This window comes from Pedobacter kyonggii (assembly GCF_004310665.1).
Classification (GTDB): domain Bacteria; phylum Bacteroidota; class Bacteroidia; order Sphingobacteriales; family Sphingobacteriaceae; genus Pedobacter; species Pedobacter kyonggii.
Genome location: NZ_SIXF01000019.1, coordinates 90,823 through 99,199 on the forward strand (window position 1 = coordinate 90,823; position 8,377 = coordinate 99,199).

3 protein-coding genes are annotated in these 8,377 nt (G+C 42.6%); all 3 read left to right on the forward strand.

The features are described 5' to 3' along the window. Positions 1-3: 3 nt before the first annotated feature. The 3 genes from EYS08_RS17610 (at position 4) to EYS08_RS17620 (ending at position 7,645) form a co-directional block, all read left to right on the forward strand. On the forward strand, positions 4-1,938 hold the full coding sequence (locus EYS08_RS17610; protein WP_131031284.1) for a glycoside hydrolase family 97 protein: 1,935 nt from the start codon (positions 4-6) through the stop codon (positions 1,936-1,938). A gap of 670 nt (positions 1,939-2,608) precedes the next feature. Continuing rightward, positions 2,609-5,701 (forward strand): SusC/RagA family TonB-linked outer membrane protein, encoded by a 3,093-nt coding sequence (locus EYS08_RS17615; RefSeq protein ID WP_131031286.1) that lies wholly within the window; start codon positions 2,609-2,611, stop codon positions 5,699-5,701. Between the two features lie 9 nt (positions 5,702-5,710). Continuing rightward, the gene (locus EYS08_RS17620) at positions 5,711-7,645 is read left to right on the forward strand and encodes a RagB/SusD family nutrient uptake outer membrane protein (RefSeq protein WP_131031288.1); all 1,935 of its coding nucleotides are present in this window, start codon (positions 5,711-5,713) and stop codon (positions 7,643-7,645) included. The last annotated feature ends 732 nt before the right edge of the window (positions 7,646-8,377 follow it).

Consider the following 8,377-nt stretch of genomic DNA (forward strand, 5'->3'; position numbering starts at 1 on the left):
CTCATGAAATTTATCCATTTATTTATCATTTTTACCCTTGTAAACATCTCCATTTATGCACAGGAAGCAATAAGTTATCATGTTTCCAGTCCTGATGAAAAAATTGTTCTCACCTGTAATCCCGCTCAGGGAACCTACAGCATTATCAAGGGTAAAAAAACAATCTTACAAAATTCTAAACTGGGCATAATCAGAGAAGATGAAGACTTTACAAGGTCATTAAAAGTTGTTGGTAGTGCTGAGCGAAAATTGAAAGAGGCCTATGTAATGCGCAATGCAAAAAAGAAATCGATTACCTATACCGCAAATGAATTGGCGATATCGACCAAAACACCAACAGGCAAAAGAATGAATATTATTTTTCGTGTTTCTAATGATGGGGCCGCCTTTCGTTACGAATTTCCGGAAAAAGATTCGTCGCTAAGAAAAATACAGTCAGAACAAACAAGTTTTCACTTTCCCGAAGGTACGTTGGCGTGGTTACAGGCCAAAGCCGAGGCGCAAACGGGATTTGAGCATACCAATCCTTCCTACGAGGTATATTATAATATGGCTATCCCGGTAGGTACACCATCTTCCAGTGCTAACGGCTGGGTATATCCCGCTTTATTTAAAACAGGCGATACCTGGGTGATGCTTACGGAAGCAGGACTGGAAAGAAATTATTGTGGAACCGCTTTGCAGCGTTTATCACCTGGCGGCGAATATCGGATCAATTTTCCCCAGGAAGCTGAAAAAATAAAAGGAGGAGCGCTGTATCCCGAATCTACGCTTCCATGGATTACGCCCTGGCGGATCATTGCGATTGGCGATCTGGCTACAATTATGGAATCGACCCTCGGTACAGATCTTGCCCCTGCATCCAGATTAAAAGATTTATCGTTCGTAAAACCCGGAAAAGCCGCATGGAGCTGGGTGCTCGAAAAGGATAAGGCAACGATATACCCAGTTCAGAAAAAATATATTGATTACGCTGCCGATATGAACTGGCAGTATTGTTTGATCGATGCAAATTGGGATCAGACCGTTGGATATGATTCGGTTGCGGTTTTAGCTAATTACGCAAGAAAAAAAAATGTGGCTATGTTGCTCTGGTATAATTCAGCAGGTGATTGGAATACCGTAGAATTTACACCGAGAGATAAGCTGCTGACGCATGAGAAACGGGTGAAGGAGTTTAGCAGGCTTGAAAAAATGGGCGTTAAAGGCATCAAAATCGATTTTTTTGGTGGCGACGGACAGTCTATGATTGCTTACTACCATGATATTTTAACCGATGCAGCAGCTCACCATTTGTTGGTCAATTTTCATGGGGCTACACTGCCTAGGGGATTGCAACGAACTTATCCAAATTTAATGACCACAGAAGCTGTACTGGGATACGAAATGATCACATTTGGGCAAGATGCGGCCAACAAAGCACCTCAACACATGGTTGCCAGTGCCATGATCAGAAATGCGTTTGATCCGATGGATTTCACGCCGATGTGTTTATACAAGATCCCCAATATCGAACGGCGAACTACCGCTGCATTTGAACTGGCTACAGCAGTGGCCTTTTTGTCGGGCATACAGCACTATGCCGAAACACCGGATGGAATGGGCCATGTACCTGTTGAAGTCAAAGATTTCTTAAAAGCGTTGCCTGCGCAATGGGATGATGTAAAATTTATTGATGGATACCCGGGCAAGTTATATGTTGTAGCCAGAAAATCTGGTTCCAAATGGTATGTTACAGGATTGAATGGAGAACCAATCGACAAACCTCTTGCATTAAATCTCACTTTTCTTAAAAACAAAACAGGTAGACTAATTTCTTCAGGAAATGATAACGACAGCCACAACGGATTTGTTGGCAGAGAAGTAAAAATACCAGCTTCTGGAGAATTGAAAATCGACCTCAAAAAGAATGATGGTTTCGTAGCCGTTTTTGAGTAACTAACCACCTGAAAATAATTTACAAATAGCATTTTTTGCTGTAAAAATAACGCACAGAGAAAAAGAAATTATTTTGGTTTAGTGTACTTCTCGGATTCAGGGCAAGCGCTTGTTAGCTGTCAAATGATAGATCGAGCTGAAAACTTGTTCTGGATCCCGGGTAAGTATTACCTGGCTATCCTATAGTGGTTGGACCAGGCAATAAATTCTTCTAAACACAAAATTAAGTGCAACTCACCCCCAGGGCTAAAAGTTGCCATCTTTATTTATAGCGCTAACAACATTCAAAATTTCCGAGTTTTTGAAAAGATCTTTATTGCTTCGAAAAAATAAATAATCGAAGTGGGCTCCTTCCATATTTGTTGCTGTTAAGGATCACTTAAATGGCTTTTTTTTGCATCTGTTTAGTTTACAATCGATTGCATAAAACGACTTCATGTTTTGTAGTCGAAGGACTTCCCCTTATCGTTTTTAGTCGATCCCTTCCTTTGAACATTTATCCCATATTTATGAACAATTGACACTTACACTTTTCTTCTCATCGAATAACTTTACATCTATCATGCTCGTCTGCTCTTGTTTAGAGATACTCATTATCCAGTTTTTTGGATAACCAGTCGGCTCATTACTGAGTAAAGCATGAACTTTAACCATTATAAACCAAATTTTTATGAGGAATGAATTTTTACAGTTTTTTGTAAAGCCTGGTGCAGGACTTTCCAAATGTCTAGCCAAACTATCACTGATTGTTTTTTTTTCGCTTTTTGTGGTTGCTGCACATGCACAAACCCAAGTAAAAGGGCGTGTTGTGGATGATCAGGGAAAACCCCTTCCAGGCGTAAGTATTCTGGTCAAGGGAACCTCAACCAGTACAACAACCCTGGGCACAGGAAATTTCAGTATTGCGGTTCCAACAAGCAATTCGGTACTGGTGTTTTCTTACATCGGATTTACAAGTCGTGAGGTTCCGGTCAGAAATCAAACCGAAATCAATGTGACATTACTCCCGAGCGCTGCTGAACTTGAACAAGTTGTAGTGGTGGGGTACGGAACCCAGCGCAAAGAATCGGTAACTGGTTCTGTGGCAAACATATCGGGCGATAAAGTTCGAGAAATACCCGCACCCAATGTGGCACAGGCTATCCAAGGTAGAATAGCAGGGGTAAACATTTCACAAACTTCTACCAAACCTGGTGCGACCATGCAGATTCTGATCCGTGGTCAGCGTTCACTTTCAGCCAGTAACGACCCATTGGTGGTGCTTGATGGGATTCCATTTCCAGGCTCTATTGGCGATATTAATCCCAACGACATTAAAAGTTTAGATATTTTGAAAGATGCTTCCGCTACTGCGATTTATGGCTCGAGGGGAGCAAATGGAGTGATATTGATAACCACTAACCGTGGCCAACAAGGAGCTCCCGCTAAAGTATCCTATAATTCATACACTGGTTTACAAACCCTTTTTGCAAAATATCCAATGATGGATGGGCCAGAATTTATTGCCCTGCGCAAGGCAGCTGGGTTATTTACAACTAATGGCGCAGATGAATCTAACGACGTAAACACCGATTGGCAAGATTTATTCTATGATAAATCGGCAGTTGTAACCAGTCATGATGTTGGTGTATCTGGTGGATCTACTACTGGTAGCTACAGTTTTGGGGGCGGCTATTATCAGAATCAAAGTCTGATCCCAACTCAACAGTACACCCGGTATTCAATGAAAGCATCCATGGATCAACAAATTGCCAGTTTCTTAAGAATTGGATTTACCACCAATAACAATTACAACTTAAGTGAAGGCAATCAACTCGGCGTTTATGGAATCCTTAGCAATTCGCCTATTGCAAATCCTTACAATGCAGATGGTAGCCTAAAAAGAACAATCAGAATGCCTCAGGATGAATCGTGGATTTACACCCGCGAACTCACTAAGAATCTCAGTGATAAATGGCTGAATGAAACGCGTGGCTTTGCTACCTATAATTCATTTTATGGCGAGATTAACATTCCATGGGTAAAAGGACTAAAATACCGTACCAATCTCGGCCTTGATTTTATCCAGAGCAACAATGGTAACTATACAGGTGTTGGAATCGGAAATGCTACTGCTACTACGGTTTCTACTGCCGGGGTTAGCAATTCGCAAACCTACCATTGGACACTTGAGAATTTATTGACCTATGACAGAACCTTCTCAGAAAAACACAATATCAATGTAGTGGCCTTATATTCTGCTGAACAGAATAAGTTCAATTCCTCATCCATGTCAGCACGTGATATTCCGTCTGATGCTTTTCAGTTTTACAATCTTGGCCAGGCCAATGGGGAGTTAACAATCGGTAATGGAAACTATAACCTAAGTGGACTAATGTCTTACATGGGAAGAGTGATGTATGCTTATGATAATCGTTATTTAATCAGTGCAACCATCAGATCTGATGCATCATCACGCTTAGCGCCAGGACATAAATGGAATACTTATCCGGCTGTTTCTGTGGGTTGGAATCTGATGAATGAGAATTTCATGAAAGGGATAACCGCTATCGACAGGTTGAAGATCAGAGTGGGTTACGGTCAAACATCAAACCAAGCGGTAAGTCCATATCAAACCCTTGGTTTGCTAAATTCGCGCCCTTACAATTTTGGCGATAACAACTATGCCACTGGATATTATGTTTCTAAGTTACCAAGCCCGGGTTTAGGCTGGGAATATTCACAGACATGGAACTATGGCCTCGATTTCTCCTTACTAAAAAGCAGACTGACAGGAACATTTGAATACTATGTAACCAACACCAAAGATATATTATTAGATGTTGCACTGCCGTCTACTGCTGGTGTGGGAAGTTATACTGCAAACATCGGACAAACACAGAATAAAGGGTGGGAACTGAGTGTTAACGGTAATATTTTTAACGATAAGGGAGGTTGGTCATGGGATGTAGGATTTAATCTGTATGCAAATCGAAACAAACTCGTTGCCCTTGCATCGGGCCAGACCAGAGACGAAGGCAATGCCTGGTTTGTGGGCCATAACATCAATGCCATTTATGATTTCGAAAAAGTAGGTTTATGGCAGGCCGGAGATCCACATCTGAATGTTTTAGAGCCGGGCGGTAATGTGGGTATGATTAAAGTGAAGTACACGGGCGATTTTGATGCGACTGGCAAACCAACAAGACCTATTGGAGCAGCAGATAGACAGATCATGGATGTGGACCCTAAATTATCAGGAGGATTTAATACAAGAGTAGCTTATAAAGGATTTGACCTCAATGTGGTAGGATTATTTAAAGACGGTGGAATTTTGCTTAGTACATTATATGGTTCTTCCGGATACCTGAATCTCTTATCTGGTAGAAGAAATAACGTTAAAGTTGATTACTGGACACCTGAAAATACGGGAGCAAAATATCCAAAACCTGGCGGTATTGCAGGCGGTGATAACCCTAAGTATGGAAGTACTTTAGGTTATTTTGATGCTTCTTTCTTAAAAATCCGGACCATCTCTTTAGGGTATGATTTCAATCGAAGTTTGTTAAAAGATTCTAGATTGAAGCTTCGCATGTACTTAACCGTTCAAAATCCTTTTGTGATGTTCTCTCCATATCATCGCGAGTCGGGCATGGATCCCGAAACAAACTCGTACGGTGATGAAAACGCTGCGGTAACATCTTATCCGCGGAGAATTTTAACCATTGGTACCAATACACCGTCTACCCGTAACTATATAGCTGGTCTTAATTTAACATTTTAATATACCGATATGAAACGTATACATTTAAATATAACATTGAGCGTTTGGCTTGGGATGGTCGTTTTCTCAGGCTGTAAAAAAATTCTTGAAGAAGAACCCCGCAGTGTCTTTACACCAGATTACTTTAAAACCGTAACAGGCGTAAATGGTGGTCTTACAGCAATGTACGGTCACCTGCGTAACATGTATGGGCAGGCCTATTATTATAATTCGCTAATTACCGGTACCGATGAGGCTACCTGGGGCAAAGATGCTGATGGCAACTTTAAGGATATGGATTGTTCAGGTGTTGGGTCAATACTTTCTACAAGTTATCCCAGCAGCGTATTATGGGGAGAAGCCTTTCCGAATATTAATACAGCAAGTGGCGTAATTGAGAATGCCAGTGCCGCAGGTATTGCCTCTTCATTGGTTGCGGAAGCAAGATTCTTCCGCGCCTTTGATTATTTTTTGTTGGTACAGACATTTGGTGGCGTGCCACTCGATTTGGGTGCCGGAGAACTTAAATTCAATACCAGTCCCGTAAGAACATCAGTTCGCAATACAGTTCCCGAGGTATATACAAAGGCGGTGTTTCCTGATTTATTGACGGCCGTTGCCGATTTACCAGTTGCTGCCCGCGTTACAGGAGGGATAACAAAAACTTTGGCACGACTGTATTTGGCAAAAGCCTACCTAACTTATGGATGGTGGTTGCAAAATCCCAACAATATCCCAACCTATCCTGCAGCAAACCGTACTGATCCTGACGGACATGACGCAAACTGGTATTTTCAACAAGCTTATGATGTTTCAACTGCAGCTATCGAAAGTCCTGGATCTTACGGTTTGGTAGATACCTATTACGATGTGAATTTAGGATCGAATGATCGTAATAAAGAAATGTTGTTATATGCTGATCATACCCAAACGAGCGAACGTTTTAATGGCGGTAGTTTAACCTTTGGTAGTGGCGGGGCACCTGATAATTTTGCGGGTTGGATGATGACCTGGAATTACACCAATATCAGAAGCGGGGGAATCAGTTCGGTTCAGCGTGAAGCAGAGCAACACCTTGGCAGGCCGTGGAACCGGATGGCTCCACCTATTGAAGTGTTTAAAAATACTTTTGCCGATAAAACATTGGATTCGCGTTATGATGGTACCTTTACAACGGTATACCGTGGAAATTGGCCTAAAGGATATAACCCTCCAGAATCGGCTCCTGCCTCTTTGGTTAATGCCAATGGCTTGTCTATCGTTCCTGGAAATGCGGTTTTAACCTTTCTGGATGCTGACAATAACGCTGTAAGTTATCCAAGCGGAGCCGGAACAAGTAATGTTGGTGCCGGCACGCTACCAGGAAGGGCAGATTATGTAATTTCCCCATCAGGAATAAGCAGGATCGTTTATCCTGGTCTTTGGAAACTGGGGCCTTACCGCACAGATAATGGCACAGGTTTAGGTCAGCCAAACGCAGGTAGTACCCGGCCTTACCCTATTGCAAAGTTTTCTGAACTTTACTTCGTAGCTGCCGAAGCTGCTGTAAAAGGTGCTACACCCAAAGCAGGTAAAAGTGCGCGCGAACTGATCAATGTGGTGAGGGCCCGTGCCGGAAAATGGCGTTGGGATAATAATGGTAATGTGGCAAAAGTAGCCGACAATAGTGCAGCCATGATTGCCGCAACCCCAGCAACAATTGATATCAATTATATTTTAGCAGAGCGATCGCGCGAATATTATGCAGAAGGATACAGGCGGTTCGACCTCATTAGAACGCAAAAATGGGCAGAGTTATCCACTACCTTCAGTATTTGTGGTACAGGATATGGCGACCATACGCCAGTAACGGTTACCAGAACGATTACACCAAATCTTTATCTCCGTCCAATTCCACAAGGGCAGATAGATGGCATGCAAATGTCTGACGAGGCAAAGAAAGCATATCAAAATCCTGGCTACTGAGCGACATGAATGATTTGCGCGAGCAAATCAGTGCTGTCTGATTGATGAGGGTTGGTCCCTCGGTATCGGCTTACAGGAGCAGGTACCAAACCGCCTCTGAGCTGCTTGGATTAAGTTTCCTGGTGGTGAGCGTCCGAGGAAAAGGCATCTTAAAGGTGTCAGGTAAGTATAAAGAAGATGAATGCAAATGAACTGCCGAAGAGGCGTCGAAAGGATTAGATGATGTCAAAACTAAAGTACAGTAACACTTTATTATCAGCAGGGAGGGCGACCTGTTTACCGTCTCTGTGGCATCCGGCGTATAGGCAGCATGAGCTTTATACAGGCGATCAGATGGAACTTGTGAACCTGTCGGTAGGCTGTGAAGGGAAAAGTCCAAGCGGAAGAACCCGCAAGGCCGAAAGTACCGATGCCTTCCACGGGGACAGAGCCGCCCGTAGTAGTGATGATAGTCTTGGAAACTTGACTGGAGCGAAGGAGTGGCATTATCAGGCGCTGTACATTGATAGAAACTGTTCAAGGTTAATACTACAGGAGGTATAGAAGATGTACAGGCCAAAACCATATTGTATTTCAAGAAAGTCGGTTCATGAAGCCTACTTGAAGATCAAAGCCAACAAAGGCGCAGCGGGTGTAGACAAGATGAGTATGGAAGCATTTGACATGCAATCCCAGAAATACCTTTATAAGCTATGGAACCAGATGAGTTCTGGTAGCTACATGCCACCTGCC